Source organism: Parahaliea mediterranea (assembly GCF_003402235.1).
In the GTDB taxonomy this organism is placed as follows: Bacteria; Pseudomonadota; Gammaproteobacteria; order Pseudomonadales; family Halieaceae; genus Parahaliea; species Parahaliea mediterranea.
The window spans coordinates 43,066-56,632 of sequence record NZ_QEWO01000011.1; the positions used below are offsets into that span (position 1 = coordinate 43,066).

At 60.5% G+C, this 13,567-nt stretch carries 8 protein-coding genes; all 8 read left to right on the forward strand.

Annotation, left to right across the window (positions count from 1 at the left end):
• Positions 1–61 precede the first annotated feature (61 nt).
• The 8 genes from DDZ17_RS21550 to DDZ17_RS21585 all read left to right on the forward strand — a co-directional run bounded on the left by DDZ17_RS21550 (position 62) and on the right by DDZ17_RS21585 (position 13,534).
• Entirely contained in the window at positions 62–5,749 is a 5,688-nt protein-coding gene (locus DDZ17_RS21550) for a retention module-containing protein (protein WP_116369112.1), read from the forward strand.
• A gap of 203 nt (positions 5,750–5,952) precedes the next feature.
• Complete coding sequence (locus DDZ17_RS21555; protein WP_170150249.1) at positions 5,953–6,552, forward strand: GspH/FimT family pseudopilin; 600 nt, start codon at positions 5,953–5,955, stop codon at positions 6,550–6,552.
• Positions 6,539–7,168, forward strand: a complete 630-nt coding sequence (gene pilV / locus DDZ17_RS21560; RefSeq protein ID WP_157976792.1) for a type IV pilus modification protein PilV — start codon at positions 6,539–6,541, stop codon at positions 7,166–7,168. The genes DDZ17_RS21555 and pilV overlap by 14 nt, the downstream gene beginning before the upstream one ends.
• Entirely contained in the window at positions 7,165–8,214 is a 1,050-nt protein-coding gene (locus tag DDZ17_RS21565; RefSeq protein ID WP_116369138.1) for a PilW family protein, read from the forward strand. Before pilV ends, DDZ17_RS21565 begins: the two co-directional genes overlap by 4 nt.
• Entirely contained in the window at positions 8,211–8,741 is a 531-nt protein-coding gene (locus tag DDZ17_RS21570; protein WP_116369115.1) for a PilX N-terminal domain-containing pilus assembly protein, read from the forward strand. Before DDZ17_RS21565 ends, DDZ17_RS21570 begins: the two co-directional genes overlap by 4 nt.
• 100 nt (positions 8,742–8,841) lie before the next feature.
• Positions 8,842–12,744, forward strand: coding sequence for a pilus assembly protein (locus DDZ17_RS21575; protein ID WP_116369116.1), 3,903 nt, complete (start codon positions 8,842–8,844; stop codon positions 12,742–12,744).
• Positions 12,744–13,202 carry a type IV pilin protein gene (locus DDZ17_RS21580; RefSeq protein ID WP_116369117.1) on the forward strand — a complete coding sequence of 153 codons (459 nt, stop codon included), beginning with the start codon at positions 12,744–12,746 and terminating at the stop codon, positions 13,200–13,202. The genes DDZ17_RS21575 and DDZ17_RS21580 overlap by 1 nt, the downstream gene beginning before the upstream one ends.
• Positions 13,203–13,225: 23 nt before the next feature.
• Positions 13,226–13,534, forward strand: coding sequence for a hypothetical protein (locus DDZ17_RS21585; RefSeq protein WP_157976793.1), 309 nt, complete (start codon positions 13,226–13,228; stop codon positions 13,532–13,534).
• The last annotated feature ends 33 nt before the right edge of the window (positions 13,535–13,567 follow it).

The window sequence follows — 13,567 nt, forward strand, 5'->3', positions numbered from 1 at the left end:
GTCCCAATACTGGATGTGGCCCGCAATGCTTGCCGGGTCGGCACATAAAAGGAACTGAGTCATGGCCAACGAAGCAATCGCAACCGTGGTGGCAGTCGTAGGGAAGGCCTTCGCCCGCAACGAAGACGGTGAAATGCGCGAAATCCGCCCGGGTGACGTCATCATGGAGGGCGAGACCGTGGTGACCCCGGACGGTGCCCATGTGGAGCTGGCCCTGTCTGACGGCAACCCCTTTGTCATCTCCGACGTGGAGGAAATGGCGCTGACCCGCGACCTGGTGGCCGAGCGCGCCGCCGGCCCTGACGAGAGCGCCGTGGAAGATGCCTCCATCGACGCCGTGCTGGCCGCCCTGGAAGAGGGTGAAGACATCGGCGATGTGCTCGAAGCGACCGCGGCTGGTGCCAGCGGCAGTGGCGCCGAAGGCGGCGGCCACAGCTGGGTGCGCCTGGGCAGGATTGTCGAGCTGACCGATGAATTCGGTGGCCTGCGGGCGCCCGCATTCACTGCCGAACAGGACATCGCCGACCAGGACCCGAGCCTGTTGCCGGTGGACGCCATCGACGATGCCGAAACCACAGACCCCGGCGAGCCGGTGGTCATTGAAGTGCTGGACAACGATATTTTTGTCGAAGGCGCCATTGTCACCAGCGTGACCCAGGCCGCCAACGGCACCGTGGTCATCAACCCCGACAGCACCGTCACCTACACCCCCAACCCGGGGTTTTTCGGTGAAGATACCTTTACCTATACCGCCATCAGCCCCAACGGCGACGCCTCCGATACCGCCACCGTCACGGTGACCGTGCCCGAGCCTCCGCCGCCCCCTCCGCCCCCGCCGCCGCCCCCCCCGCCGCCGGAGCCCGAGCCGCCGGTCATTACCATTGCGGATGTCACCGTGGTGGAAGGGCAGAGCGCCAGCGTGGTGCTGAGCCTGTCGGCGCCAAGCGATGTGCCGGTGACCGTTCAGTTTGCCTCGGCTGACGATACCGCCACCGTTGTGGGTGGCGACTACGACCCGCGCAGCGGCACCATTACCTTTGCCCCCGGCAGCACGGCAGTCACCGTGGTGTATGCCACCAATGCCGATGACATCGAGGAGGCCACCGAGCAGTTCTTCGTCAACCTCAGCAATGCCACCAACGCCACCATTGCCGACCCACAGGGCATTGTGCGCATTATCGACAACACCGAGCCGCCGCCTCCGCCGCCCCCACCTCCGCCTCCGCCGCCTCCGCCTCCGCCTCCGCCACCCCCGCCGGAGAACAATCCCCCGGACGCGGTGGACGATGCCTTTACCACGGAGGTGAACACCCCGGTGTCCGGCAATGTGCTGCCCAACGACAGCGACCCGGACAGCGACCCCCTCACGGTCATCGGCAACACCGATCCCCAGAATGGCACGGTGGTGGTCAACCCGGACGGGAGTTTTGAATACACCCCGAACGACGGTTTTGACGGCACCGACACCTTCACCTACACCATCACCGATGGCGACGGGGGCACCGATACCGCCACCGTTACCATCACCATCGATGACAACCCGGTGGACCTTGACCTGCCCGCCGCTGGCGAGGCCGGCACCCTGGTCAGCGAGGCGGGGCTTCCCGTGCGCGGCTCAGAACCGGCCGGTTCTGCCGGTGACAACAGCGAAACCACCGCCGGCACCATTGCCTTCAGCGGCGAAGACGGCCCGCTGAGCGTGACCATCAACGGCCAGGCAGTAACCGCCGTGGGCCAGAGCTTTAGCGGCCAGAACGGCTACGGCACCCTGACCGTAACCAGCATTGCCGCTGGCAGCATTGGCTATACCTATACCCTGGCAGACAACACCAGTGGCGATGCCACCCAGGATACCTTTGCGGTGGCCGTCTCCGATGCCGATGGCGATACCCAGGTTGGCACGCTGACCGTTGCAATCGTGGACGATGTGCCAAGCGCCGAGGATGACTTTGGCGTAGTGCTCTCCGGCGGCACCCTGGATGTGGCGGCCGATAGTGGCCTGCTGGCCAACGACACACTGGGCGCCGACGATGCCACGGTGACCGCACTGGTGCCGACAACCGGCAACCAGGGCACCCTCACCTGGAACGCCGATGGCAGCTATGTGTATGTGGCCGCGGCCAACGCCACCTACACCGACACCTTTACCTACACCCTCACCGATGGCGACGGCGACACAGCCACCGCCGTGCTGACCATTGATGTGACCGACGGCTCGCCCAACGCCCCGGCGGAAAACATCACCGTGTACGAGCGGGCCCTGGACACCACGCAGGACGCGGGTGACCTGGCCGCGGCCTCAGTGACCGGCAGCGACCCGGGCAGCACCCAGGAGTCGGTGGCCGGCCAGCTGGATGCCGCCGACCCGAATGGCGACACCCTGACCTACACCGCCCAAACCGTTACCGGCAACTACGGTACCCTGGAGTTGCTGGCCGATGGCAGCTACATCTACACCCTGACCGCCCCGGTGGGCCCCACCGCCAACAGCGTTGACGGCCCCCACACCGAACTGGCGGCGGACACCTTCAGCTACCAGGTGCAGGATGGCACCGGCAACACCGCCACCGGCACCATCACCATCGACATTGTTGATGATGTGCCGGTTGCCACTGCCGACACCGCCAGCGTGGTGGAAGGCGCATCGGTATCCGGCAACGTGACCGACAACGACATTGCCGGCGCCGATGGCTTTGCCACCGGCGCAGTGGTGGGCGTTGCCCAGGGCAGCAACACCGCCAGCCCGGTGGCTGGCGGTGTGGGCGCCGCCATCACCGGCACCTACGGCAGCCTGGTGCTGGCCAGCGACGGCAGCTACACCTACCAGGCCAACCCCAACTCCGCCACGCCCGGCGCCGTGGACACCTTCGTGTACACCGTGCTCGATGGTGACGGCGATACCGCAACCACCACGCTCACCATTACCCTCACCCCGTCTGGCCTGGCCGCGACCGGTGCCGACCGGGTAGTGAACGAGGCAGCCCTGGACAGTATTGGCTCCCAGCCCGCCCTGGCCACCGAGAGCGTTTCCGGCAGTGTTGCCGCAACCGGCGGCAGTGGCGGTTATAGCTTTGCCCTGGTAGGCAGCGACGGTACCGGCAACAACGGCACCCTGGTGCTGAATGGCAACGGCACCTACACCTACACCCTGACCACGCCCCTCGCCCACACCCCGGGTGCGGACAACGGCGCCAACCTGGCGGACAACGTGGAAACCTTCGCCGTGCTGGTTACCGACAGCAATGGCAACACCGCCCAGACCACCATCACCATCGACATTACCGACGATGTGCCCATCGCTAATGCCGATACCGCCACGGTGGTAGAAGGCACGACCGTATCCGGCAACGTCACCGATAACGACATTGCCGGCGCCGATGGCTTTGTGTCTGGCGCCGTTGTGGGCGTGGCGGCCGGCAGCAACACCGCCAGCCCGGTGAGCGGCGGCGTGGGCTTTACCATTGCCGGCGCCCACGGCAGCCTGGTGCTGGCCAGCGATGGCAGCTATACCTACCAGGCCAACCCGAACACCGTGCCGCCCGGCGCCGTGGACACCTTCGTGTACACCGTGCTGGACAGTGACGGCGATACCGCAACCACCACCCTCACCATTACCCACACCGCGTCCAGCCTCAGTGTCACCGGTGCCGACGTGCTGGTGGACGAGGCGGCCATTGACGGTATTGGCTCCAATCCCATCCTGAACACCGAAGTGGCCGCGGGCACGATTGCCGCCAGTGGTGGCGATGGCAACTACACCTTCAGCTTTGCCAACGGCGGCAGCGGTGCCGGCACCTACGGCAATCTGGTGCTCAACAGCGCCACCGGGGCCTTTACCTACACGCTCACCGATAAATTCGAGCACACCCCTGGCGTGAACGACGGCATTACTGTCGAGGACAATGTCGAGTCTTTCGATATTCTGGTGACCGATGGCGCAGGCAACAGCACCACCACCACTGTCACCGTGGATATTCGCGATGACATTCCCGTTGGCGTTGACGCCGACAGCCAGACTCTGCTGATTCCGGTGAGCGAGCAGCGTATCTCGGGTATGAGCGCCGACTGGCAGAACGTGGTGAATGCAAGCAGTGGCGGCACCGTGTCCGAAACCTCCGACGGCAATGGTGTCTACCTGAATTGGGGCACGCCCTCCGGCAACACCGACCAATCCGGTTATGACTTCGGCTTCCAGCCTGGCACCACCACCGGTGTGGGTATCGAGACGGATTCACTGTTTGTGCTGGGCACCCTGGCGCACAACAACTTCTCAATACTAACGAACAGCGGTTCCCTGGGTTCCGCCGATCTGGTGGTTTCCTTCAATCTGGTAATCGACGGCGTATCGGTACCGGTTTCCACCACCATCCAGGTGAAGCACACCGAGACGCCCAACAACGGCGCCGACCCGCGCGACATCATGCAGATTCTCAACACCGGTGTGTCGTCGCAGCAAATCTCCGTGAACGGGCGTACCTTCACCCTGTCCATCGAGGGCTTCCAGGATGGTAGCGGCAACCTGGTGGATACCGTGTACACCAATGAGGGCCAGGTAAACACCTTCAACCTGTATGCCCGTCTGGAGTCCACCGACGACCTGCCCACCATTACCGGCAGTCTCGGTACGGACAACTTTGGCGCCGATGGCCCCGACGGGCTGGGTGAGCGCATCTGGGACGGCATCAACGGCTCCGGTGAAATTGTGGGCGCCTACGGCACCATCCGCATCAATGGCGATGGTACCTACACCTACACCCTCAGCCGCGAAGCACGCGACGCCTTTGATGTGGGCGAACAACTCAGCGACGTGTTCACCTACACCCTGCGCGACAGCGACGGCGACGAAGTGCAGTCGTCCTTCACTGTGAACCTGGCCGGGGTGGACAACGCCACCTTCCAGGACAGCGCGGTGGCCGGCATCTACTACGAAACCTCCTCCGGCCTGGTGGGCGAAACCGAGGCGGACGGCAGCTTCTACTACCGCGCTGGCGATCAGGTAACCCTGAGCGTCGGCAGCATCGTGCTGGGCACCATGCTGGTGGATGATGTTGTCGCCGATGGGCAGGTCTTCCTGCAGGAAATCGCCGGTACCGAACTGGGTGATCTCAACGACGAATACGTCGAGAACATGGCCGTATTCCTGCAGACCCTGGACGTGGACGGCAACCCCGACAACGGTATTGAAATCGCCGACAAAGCCCATCAGGACTTTGCCAATGCCAATTTCGACCTGGCCACCATGACCGGCGAAGAACTCGCCGCCGCGCTGACCGACGCTGGCTACACGCCCGTGTCCGAAGCCGATGCCATGGCCCACGTGCGCGACGTGCTGCAAGAGAAGGGCGGTGTCACCGAGTTCGAAGAGCACGTCAGCGACACGCCTGCCCTGCTGGCATCCGCCGGGGATGACGTCTTTGCCTTCACCCTGGACGAATCCGGCGAAGCCGAGCCCGATGTCGCCATTGTCGGCTTTGGCGATGAAGGCCAGGACGTGCTCGACCTGCGCGACCTGCTGGTGGGCGAAGAGGCCCAGGGAGCCGACCTGACCAGCTACCTGGACATCACCTCCGACGGCACCGACACGGTCATCCGCGTCAGCAGCGCCGGTGAATTCGGCGGCGCCGCAGAGCCGGCCCATGTCGACCAGACCATCACCCTGGTGGGTGTCGACCTGGTGAGCGGCCACGACAGCCTGCAGTCGGTGATTCAGGGAATGCTGGATAGCGGGAAGCTCAATATCGACCAGTAACCACCGTCGGTAACTGCCATCGCCAGCCCCGGTCTGTCGCAACACGCCGGGGCTTTTTTTGTGACGCATGTCACGTTTGCGCGCCGGGGAGTACCGGTTATCTGGCTTTTCGGCCGTTCATCCAGCGCCGCCTTGCTTGCCGGATGCAGTCGATTAGGCTGTGCTTAGGGATTTTTCTTGGCGCTGAAGATAACGGCGGGGTAATGGCAGAACAACACACAGCATTTGATGATCGTCTGTTCGAGCGGGGTTTTACCCTGATCGAACTGATGGTGGTGCTGGTGATTCTGGCGATTTTACTGCTTGTGGCAGCGCCGGGCTTTCAGGAACTGATACGTAACAACCGCATGGTTTCAGAGGTGTATACCCTGAGGGCGACCCTGAATAATGCCCGCTCCGAAGCCCTGGCGAGAAGGGCGCCTGTTGTCGTTTGCCCCACCGTCAACGGAACCGCCTGCAATAATACGGCTGCCTGGGATCAAGGTTACATGAGCTTTGTTGACACTGACGGCAACAATGCGCCCAGCGCAGGCAACCCCAATGAAGAGCGTATCCAGTGGGAGTCTCGCGAGAACGAGAACGTAGACGTTGATTTTGACAACGGCAATCGGCGGGTGAGGTTCGATTCCAGAGGCAATGCCCTGGGCTTTGAAGGCACATTTACCTTTTGCGACGAGCGTGGTGCCACTGAGGCGAGGGCGCTGATTGTCAATCCGGTAGGCTCGGTCCGGGCGGCAATAGATGCCAGTGCTCCTCTGGATGACATTGTTGATGATGCAGGGGGAACCAATGTCAGCTGCTAACATCTTCCCCGGCAAGTCGTGCGTCAAGCAGCACGGCCTGACGTTGATAGAGGTACTGGCGGCCTTCGTCATTCTGTCGATTGGCCTGCTCGGTATTGTCAGCCTGCAGGCGCTGTCAAAGGCGTCCCAGCACCAGGCCATGCAGCGAACCCGGGCAGTTGCCCTGGCCGACGACATGCTGGAGCGCATACGCATTAACCCGGAAGGCGTTGTCACCTATTTTGCCAACGGTAACGCGCTGGGAGGCGGTTCGATCACAACAATACCAAGCCCCGATTGTAATACTGCGGCCTGCACGCCGGCCGAGATGGCGCGCTACGACCGCTGGTTGTGGGAGCAAATGCTTGACGGTGCCGCCGTGACTTATATCGAAGACAGCAATTCGGTCAATGCCGGGGGGCTGATAAACCCGCAGGGTTGCGTGGATTTTGATGCCGTGGCCGGTTCAACCCGCTCGGGCATGGTGCGCGTCATTGTCCAGTGGCGCGGTCTTGAAGAGACGTCTGATGCTACCCAGGCAGGCGATACCGTGTGTGGCGGCGCCGCTGCCGGCGCAGATGCCTGGCGGCGTCAAGTGATCGTCAGCAGCTACGTTGTGGATGAGATGGAACCATGATGGCTGGATTGAATCATCAAGCGGGCAGATTAAGCCGCAACGGTCGGGGGTTCTCCCTGATCGAGTTTATGGTGGCGATGGTTCTCGGCCTGATTATCATCGGCGGGGCAATTTCAGTCTATCTGGCTTCCAAGCGCTCGTTCACCGAAGTGGAACGGGTTGCCGAACTCTCTGAGAACGCGCGTTTCGCCGTGCAGGTTATGGGGGATTCGTTGCGTCATGTCCGCTTTTTTGGGGGGGCAGCCCCGGGTGATATTAACGGGTCTCTTGGCACCATTAGCGGCGATTGTACGGGCAACGCCCGGGGCAGCCAGGTGCAGGGTACCGAGACCCTGCTGGCCACTACAGCCGATGGAAGCGGCGCAGCATTCGGTTGCGTGACAGATGCCTTGCCGGGCACCGACGTGCTGGTCATTAAAAGCGTGCTTCCAAGGCCTGCCTACGATGCCAACCCGGAAGACCCCAATGCCCCCACGGACGGGACAATATCGTTCCCTCAGCCTTTGAGTAACCAGGAGGTTTATGTCATAGCCAGCCCGCTGACGGCGCGCGGCGAGCTTTTTGTTGGCGCCAGCGCGGCGCCGTCGGTAGAAGAAACCCACCCCAATGTGCCAAAGGGTGTCGCCTGGCCCTACCGCATGCAGGTGTACTACATCCGGTCAGCCAATGCCGGCACAGGCAACGTTCCGACCCTTAGCCGCAAGGTGCTGGGTTGGGATGCAACGGCAAGTGCGGTGGCCGTCCAGACAGAGGACCTTGTGCCAGGTGTAGAGCGCATGCGTCTGCGCTTCGGGATAGACAGCGACGGCGATGGCGCGGCTGACAGCTATGACTATGCGGCAACGGTACCCGACTGGGACGAGGTGGTGGCAGTAGAGCTTTTTCTGCTGGTGCGCAGCGCCGTCGCGGATGTTGGCTATGTCGATGACAAAACCTATCAACTCGGCGATGTCTCGGTAACGCCGAGTGATGGTTTCCACCGATTCCTGGTGCGCAACAGCATTTCATTGCGCAATCCAAAGCTGGAAATCAGGGGGGGAGGATGAAGAGGTCAAGCCGTGCCCCGGTGAAGGGCTCCCAGGCAGGCATCGCGCTTGTGGTGTCACTGTTGTTCCTCTTGGTGGTGACCGTTATCAGCATCACCGCGGCCAGCAACAGCGCATTCAACCTGAAAATGTCCTCAAACATGCAGGACAGCTACCAGTCTTTCCAGGCCGCTGAGGCCGGGGTTTACGCAACCGTGGCGCTGGGTCGGGACAGAGGGGGAGCGAACGACCCCTTCTTTTCCAGTGTGCCGGAGGTTGACCCTTTTGATGGCATGACAACCCATCCCCTGCTCGGCCTGGCGACCAGTGCCGGTGACCCGAATTCGATTCCAGTCGATGTCAGAGTCATCTTTGTGACGGAGGCCGATTGCCCCCGACCTCCTGAAGGCCGCGGGGGGAGCAGTGGTGGCATTAACCCCCTGCTGCCCTGCAACTACTATCGAGTTGTTTCGGGGCACGATATTCCAGGGCGAGCGAGATCACGTGTTGAACTGGGTGTCGCCGCGGAACTTTTGAATTTGAATTAGTGGATAGTTGCTGGCCAGGGTGCTAGCGCCAATTGGCGCCGCCATGGCAAGCAAGCGAATGATCAAACCCGAAGGTCGAGTCCTCGGGAAGGAAAGGTGGATGATGTTCAGACAGTCTATTCGTTACGGTGCGATGTGCTGTGCATTGATACTGGGGGGCTTCTTCTCGGTGAATGCTCTCTACGCCGATGATACTGAAATCTACAGATCGACCTATGACGGGACAAGCACCGGCGGCCGACCCAAGGTACTGATTGTCTTCGATGACTCGGGCAGTATGAGCACCATGGTCGACCAGCAGCGCCCTCCCTACGATCCGGACGAGGACTACGAGGTCAGCTTCCCAGCCGGGCGTATCTACTGGACAACCGGTAACACAGTACCTGGCCCTGGCAGCGACAATTGGTTTGCCGCTTCGCAGAATCGCTGCGCCTCTTCCTATGAAAACCTGGAGATCAATGGTCAGTCGACGGTGGCGCGCGCAAGGCGCTGGGTGGACTCTACCGTTCAGCAGGGCCAGTGCTCCTGGCAGTGTCCTGATGGCTCAGTCTATCGTAGCCAGGCCAATCCCAGGGGCTGTTATACACAGGCAACAACGCTGGAACCGACCCCCAAGCTGGTAAGGCGCCAGGGCTATAGCTACTTCTTTATTTTTCCGTATTGTCCCAACAGTTTGCTGTTTGTGGATGCAGCGTCATCTTCACTGGACGGGTGCTACGAGAGCGTTACCACCACTGAACCCTTGGCAGGTTGGGTATTTCGAAGAAACCCGCCAGGCAACAGCAACAACTGCCCTAATGGTACAACCCGGCTGACGGTGGAAGGCAGCAATGGCTGTTACGAGCAAAAAACCGCGCCGGAGAACGTTGAGGTAACGGATTGGCAATACTACAGCGACCGAGTCCGGGTGTGTGAGGACGAGACGGTGCTGCCGGGCAGCTGGGCTGCGCTCAGTGCCCAGGACCAGACCCCCACCCATGCGGAATGCCGTGATGACGTGGACTCCGATAATACCGACAACGGCCCTGGGCAGACTGCCGGTTATCCCCAGGACAATGTGGCCAATGGACAGGAGTACGGGCCTGATCCGGACCCTTCTGTAAACTGGGGAAACCAGGCCTATACCTTCTATACCTCTCACTACCTTAACTGGTACCACGATGACTCACTGGTGGAGCCTCGAAGCCGGCTGGACATCGCCCAGGAGGTGGTGAGTACCCTCATCAGTACCAATAAAGGCGTTGATTTTGGCCTGATGGAGTTCAACTACGACCAGGGTGGGCGAATCGTAAGGCGCATCATTGAGAATATGAGCGAAGCAGAACGGAGCAATCTGGTCGATATGGTGAATCTGATTGACCATGCGGGCAGTACACCGTTATGCGAATCGTTCTATGAAAGCTATCGCTATCTGTCGGGTAACTCGGTGGTCTATGGCAGCCAGTCCCGGACGGGCAGCGACAGTCGTGGGGTTTACGATGTGTTGCCGCGCGATCTGCTGGCACAGAGTGGCAACAACTACAATTCACCAGTATCGGATTGCGCCAATTCTTACGTCATTGTGATGACAGACGGCGAACCGCAGAACGACGAAGACGCGAATTCAGCCATCAAGACGCTAACCGGCGCGACCAGTTGCAACGAGTACCAGTATTCCGGCCAGGGCATGCGGGAGAGCTGTATGCCGGAACTTGCACAATACATGGCAACCACTGACCTGGACGGCGATGCCAGTAACGGCAACCAGTATGGCATTACCTATACCATTGGCTTCGCCACCGATCAGGATCTGCTACGGGATACCGCTGAAAAGGGCAAAGGCGAGTACTACACCGCCAGCAACGCCCAGGAGCTGGCCAGCGCCTTCCAGGGGGCAATTACCAGCATCCTGTCCAAGGCGACCACCTTCACCTCGCCGGCGGTGGCCGTCAATACCTTCAACCGCACGCAGAGCCGGGAGGAGGTGTTCTATGCCATGTTCAAGCCCGGTGAGAGCGTGGACTGGATCGGCAATATCAAAAAGCTCAAGGTGACGCTGGATGCCGACGGCACCGCCGTGCTGCTGGATGCCAATGGCGATGAGGCCATCGATCCGCAGACCGGCTATATCAAGGACAGTGCAGTCACCTTCTGGGGGAGTTCTGCCGCCGATGGTGGGCTGGTGGACAAGGGGGGGGTTGGCGCGTTGCTGGCTGTCCGCGACCCTGCAACACGCACGCTGTATACCAACACCGGCAATGGCGGTGCGCTCCAGGCTTTCAATACGGATAACATCACAGCAGCCTCGATGGGTGTGGCAGATGATCAGGCGCTTTATCAACTGTTTGGTGCTTCTACGTTCGCGGCCTTCTCACGCCAGGTTGCCTGGGCGCGCGGCTTTGACGCCTTCAATGCCGATGCCAACCAGAGAGACCAGCCTAGATCCTGGGTGCTGGGCGATATTCTGCACAGCCAGCCTCTGGTAATTAACTACGGAGCCAGGAGCGGTTATACCGAGGCCAACCCCGACTTGCGCCTGCTGGTGGGTACCAATCACGGCTTTGTACACCTTTTCGGAGCAGCTGACGGCGTTGAAGACTGGGCTTTTTTCCCCAAGGAATTGGCACCTATCCTGGCCGAGCGCCGCCGTGATGCCATATCCAGTGCCAACATTTACGGTATGGACCTGACAGCCGTATTGCACACTGTGGATGTCAATCGTGATGGCACCATTGATGCAAGTGACGGAGACAAGGCCTGGGCTTATCTGGGTATGCGCCGGGGTGGCAAAGCCTATTACGCGCTCGATGTGTCGAACCCTGACAGCCCCACTTTCATGTGGCGCATTGGCCCCGATGTAGCCGGCTTTGAATTGCTGGGACAAAGCTGGTCTGAACCCGTGGTTACCCAAATTCCGGGCTACCGCGATGCCGAGGGGATACCCAAACCTGTGCTGGTCTTTGGGGGTGGTTACGATACCAACAAAGACGGCTATGGCCTTGCTACCCAGGACAGCCTCGGGCGGGGTATCTACATCGTTGACGCTCAAACCGGCGCACTGGTGTGGAGTGTCACTCCGGCTGCCAATAGCGCAACCAACCTGTCCGCACCCAACCTGAACCATTCGGTGGCGGCCGATGTGACGTTGGTGGACAGCAATGCCGACGGGCTCGCAGACCGCATTTACTTCGGGGATACCGGAGGTAACCTCTGGCGTGTTGATTTACCTGGGAATGCCTTGCCCGATGCCAGCCAGGACACCTGGCAGATAAACCGGCTGGCGAGCTTTAACCGGGGGACAACAGCGACTGACAGGCGTTTCTTCAACGCGCCGGATTTTGTGCCGATACGCTTTAACGGCAAGGCAACCGACGCGTTGATCATTGGGTCTGGCGACCGCACCAACCCCAAGGGCAGCGACGTTGTAAACCGCGTCTATATGATCCGTGATCCGGCGGTTACTCCGTACAGCACGCCGAGGCCGACAGCCGCCGAATGTGCCGACCCCACTGTTACGGACTTCCGCTGCTCAATGCCCCTGGTTGACAATGACCTGCTGGATGTGACCAATAACCTGATTACTAACGGTACGGAAGAGGAGCAGGCTACGGCCCTGGAGGCTTTGCAAAGTGCCAATGGCTGGCGATTCGATTTGCAGCGTCTGGGTGAGAAGGTATTGTCTAAGTCATTGACTCTTGATGGCACTGTCTACATCCCGACCTATGTGCCCCCCAGCATCTCGGATGCGATAAACGTCTGTGAGCCCCAGTCTGGTTTGAGCTACATACACAAGGTGGATTTGTACAATGGCACCGGCGATCGAAATCCCACTTCGGATGGTGAGACAATTATTGACGGTTTGAATATCGTTGTTCCAAGTTGCGAAGGTGATGATTGTACCTGCGAAGGCCCCCAGTGTGAGGACAAGGAGATATTCATTCCGCTTCCCCAAGGTAACCCCCTTGGCACGGGTAACAGCATGGATGACCCCTACGGCACTCACTGGTTCCAGGAGCAATTCTAATGTGTATTCAACCGGCTGCATTTTGCCGCCGTCCAGCGTGGGGTGCCGAGGGCGGCTTTACGCTGATTGAAGTGCTGATTGTGGTGGTTATCGTGGGTCTGCTGTTGACGGTGGCGCTGCCTTCCTACCAGGGCAGTCTGCAGAAGGGGCGGCGTAGCGAGGCCAAGGCGGCCCTGCTGGAAGTGGCCAATCGGCAAGAGCAGTACATGCTGGACCGCAATACCTACACCACTGACCTGACCGCGCTGGGGCTGGCAAACCCCTATATCACCGAGGAGCAGCATTACTCGGTAACCGCGGCTGGCTGCGGGGCAGGCGGCATTGCAACCTGCTACCTTTTGACGGCTACGCCGCGCGCGGGGTCACCCCAGATCAACGATAGCCGCTGTACAGCTTTCACCCTTGATTCCTCGGGAACCAAGGGCGCTAGCGGAACGGCCCAGAATGAATGCTGGTAACTGAAGACAGGAAGGTGAATGCTATGAAACACTGGGCAGGGGCAATGGCCGTTGCAATGCTATTGGCAGGCATCTCGCCCGCCTATGGGATACCACGCGCACCGGGTAAAAATTTTGATTGCCAGGTATTGGCCAAATCCGGTATCCATGCACTGGTGATGGTGCAGGCGGATTCCGCCGAGGATGCCGAAACGGTGGCAAAAGGGGCGATGTCGGTTGATATGGGTGGACAGCGCTCACCTACGCTTTCGGTGATCGAGTGTTTGGAAACAGCCAAAGAAACATTCAAAGATTCCACCTTTCAAAAATTTGTCGAGAAGATGGTGCGCTAGGTGATAGGTAATACGATGAGGGTGCAATGATTC